Source organism: Blautia sp. DFI.1.216, from assembly GCF_020594215.1.
In the GTDB taxonomy this organism is placed as follows: Bacteria; Bacillota; Clostridia; order Lachnospirales; family Lachnospiraceae; genus Blautia_A; species Blautia_A wexlerae.
The window spans coordinates 1-1,493 of record NZ_JAJDML010000134.1; the positions used below are offsets into that span (position 1 = coordinate 1).

The 1,493-nt window shown below is 40.3% G+C and carries 1 protein-coding gene; it reads left to right on the top strand.

What is annotated here, in order from left to right:
- Positions 1-191: 191 nt before the first annotated feature.
- A complete protein-coding gene (locus LJE11_RS19020; protein ID WP_438938960.1) occupies positions 192-1,484 on the top strand; it encodes an IS701 family transposase in 1,293 nt (430 codons plus the stop codon).
- Positions 1,485-1,493 lie beyond the last annotated feature (9 nt).

Here is a 1,493-nt window from a genome sequence, read left to right on the forward strand (position 1 = left end):
ACACCACTTTACAACTTTTTAGTTTTAAAACAGAAACATTGTGTTTTATTGAATAAAAAAATGCCGTACAGGTCTTTCCGATGTATAATGAGTTTGAGCAAAAAAACACTATGAAAGGAAAGTGACCCTGTACGACAAACTCATTATACAACAAAAGCAAACTGATTTCCAGACTAAATGAATATTTTTCAATTTATTTTCAGCGCTACTCTGCACCAACTGCTCAGACCTTATTTCTGTTTGTGCTTTCTATGCTGGCGCTTGAAGCGGCTCATTCTATCCGCTTCCTATATCGACATTTTCTGGCTGGTATCACGGAAAAATCACTGAATGCTTTCTATTATGCCTGCTCCTATGCAAAAATAGACTGTTCCGCCTTCATGAATACAACAGCTCGCATTGCACTTAAACTGGTTCCCTCGTTTCTGGATTCCTATCCGGTATTCTTATGCGTGGATGACACCATGGTTCCAAAGGTCGGTAAGAAGTTTGAACAGGTGTCCATCCTTTTTGATCACGCTGCTCATAATGGAAATTCCTACCTGAATGGACATTGTTTTGTCAGTGTAATGCTGTGTGTTCCGTATGCTGACAAGAAAGATGGAGCGATTCATTATATCAGTATTCCGCTCGGGTACCGCATGTGGAAGAAAAAAGAGTCCAAACTGGAACTGGCAGCATCCATGATCCGTCAGGTAATGCCGGAATTCATTCAAAAGAGGCAGGTCATTATTCTATGTGACAGCTGGTATATGAAGAAGCCATTTACAGGGTTGGTGGATGAATATAAAAATCTGGATCTAATCGGAAATGTCCGAAGTGATTCTGTTTTATATGATCTGCCGCCAGCACCAACTGGGAAAAGAGGTCGTCCTGCCACACATGGAAAGCGTCTTTCAATTGACAGCGATTTTACGTTTTCGGATGAAAAAGTAAATGGCTATTACATAGGAAAGCGCAAAGTACGTACCACTGTTTTTGGAAAACGTACCGTTACAGCGTACGTCACTTCTACCGAAAAGGAGAAAGGAACACGTCGGCTGTTTCTTAGTACGGTCTCGGAGGAGTCTGTGTCAATTCCGAAAGAAAACCTGCCGGATTCGATTGAAAAGCATTTTGACTTGCTTCCAATGTTTCTGTATCAGATTCGTTGGAATATCGAAATCGGATACTATGAGCAGAAAACGTTCTGGTCTCTTTGCCATTACATGGTAAGAAGCAGCAAAGGGATTGAGATGATGGTGAATCTGATCAATATCAGTTACAGTGCGATGAAGATTCTTCCGTATAAATACACTGAATTTTCTGAATATCAGAATCAGAGCGTTCAGGACTTTCGCTTTGCACTCGGAAAGCGGATTCGAGAAGATGTATTTGTTTGGACTTTCGAGAAAAAACTCGAAAAGGCTGAAAAATCGGAAGAGTTACTAAAGGCATTGGATTCATTGATTTTCAATCAGAAACATCAATCACAAAACTTGTAAAGTGGTGTA